This is a genomic window from Paenibacillus massiliensis 2301065 = DSM 16942, assembly GCF_000377505.1.
Taxonomy (GTDB): Bacteria; Bacillota; Bacilli; order Paenibacillales; family Paenibacillaceae; genus Paenibacillus; species Paenibacillus massiliensis.
Genome location: NZ_KB898217.1, coordinates 1 through 1,937, shown reverse-complemented (window position 1 = coordinate 1,937; position 1,937 = coordinate 1). Strand labels below are relative to the sequence as shown.

General features: G+C 53.2%; 1 protein-coding gene. It reads right to left on the bottom strand.

All coding sequences use genetic code 11. The features are described from left to right. Nucleotides 1–1,937: condensation domain-containing protein (locus D328_RS29940; protein WP_033413864.1), on the bottom strand; the 1,937-nt coding region annotated here is incomplete at both ends.

Sequence of the window (1,937 nt, the reverse complement as noted above, 5' to 3'; positions counted from 1 at the left end):
CCGTAGGTTAACTGCTGATCTTCGAGTACCACCGCCACGTGATGAGGTGTTCGCAGCACCTGCTCCTCGAACAGCTGATGAATGGCTTGCTGCTTTGGATACGCTGCTGCTGTCGCATTATACCTCTCCACAAGTTGAGTACGCTCTTGTGGTGCTACGATGTCTACACCAGACAGCTTCTCATGCGGATTGCTTACAATAGCATCAATGATCTGCAGCAGATGCCCAGCCATCCGTTCTATCGTAGTCTGGTGGTACAGAGCACTTGCATATTCGAAGCTGCATACAAGCTTGTTATCATGCTCAGCCACATACAGCGTCAGATCGAATTTAGCCGCTACATGCTCTTGTGGATAAGGCTTGAATTGCAACCTGGCAATCTCTCGCTCACTACGCTCTGTATTTTGAAGCACAAGCATGGTGTCGAAGAGAGGGTTGCGGCTCAAATCCCGCTTGAGATTCAGCTTAGCTACGAGCTCCTCGAATGGATAGTCCTGGTGCTCGTACGCTTGAAGAGCCGTTTCTTTGATTTCCTGTGCGTAGTCGATGAACGACTTCTCTCCACAAGGATAGCTGCGAAGCGCCAGCGTTCCCACGAACATACCGATTAGCCGCTCCAAGTCTGCATGTGGTCTTCCTGCCATAGATGTGCCAACAATGATATCCTCTTGTCCGGTATATTTATGAAGCAGTGTAGTATACGCAGACAGCAGCACCATGTACAATGTGGACCCGGTCTGTTCCGCGATCAGCTTCAGCCCATGCATTCGGTCTGAGTCAATGTCGAAATCCAATTGCTTACCTTCAAAGCTTCGCTGTGACGGACGAGGTGTATCGGTAGGTAAATCGAGCACAGGTAGCTCTCCACGGAACACATCCAGCCAGAATTCCTCCTGCTGCGCGATACGTTCACCGTGAAGCTCCGAATGCTGCCATACGGCATAATCCTTGTACTGCACACGAAGCGCTGGCAGAGCACTTCCTTCGTACAGCTGGATGAATTCCTCTACCAGCACGTCCATCGAAGCACCATCAGAGACGATATGATGCATATCGAACAGCAATAGGTGGCGCTCTGGCTCCAATTCAAGCAGACCAACCCGAAGCAGGGGAGCTTGCTGGAGATCGAAGGGACGAATGAACGCACGGATGTGTGCTGACGTCTCGTCTTCTCTGATCTGCGCGTATTCCACCATAAATGGCACTTCATCCCTTACACGCTGTACAGGCTCACCATCGACGATCTCGAAGCTCGTTCTCAGTGTCTCGTGCCGGGCGATGAGCTGGCGGAAAGCTTCCTCCAGCTGTGCACGATCGAGCTGTCCCTCTACTAGCATGGAGCCTGGCATATTGTAGCTAAGCTCACCGCCTTCAAGCTGGCTAAGCACGTACAAGCGCTTCTGTGCCGAGGATACAGGATAATAGCTGCGCTTCTCTACGACAGGTATGGACACATGAGCTTCCTGATTCCTGCTCTCCAGCAGCTCAGCAAGCTGCTCAATGGTCGGGAATTGGAATACCTCTCGAAGTGTGAGCTGTCCACTCATCTCTCTGGGGATCCGTGCTACCAGCGTGGTGGCCCGCAGAGAATGACCACCGATCTCGAAGAAGTTATCCCGGATGCCCACGTTATCAAGTCCCAGCACGTCCTGCCAGATGGTCGCCAGCTGTGCTTGGGTAGGCGTCCTTGGCGGCTCCTGTTGTGCAGCATCCACCCGGGTTACTTGTGGACTAGGCAAGGCTTTGCGGTCAATCTTGCCGTTCGGAGTATGCGGTAGCTGCTCCAGCTGCACAAAGTAGGACGGAATCATGTAATCAGGCAGCTCTTGGGACAGCGCCCCGCGAAGCTCCTTCGCTGTCAATAGCCGGTCAGCGACCAGATAGGCGCTCAGCTGCTTTTGGCCATCCTCGGCGGCATAGGCGGTGACAACGACTTC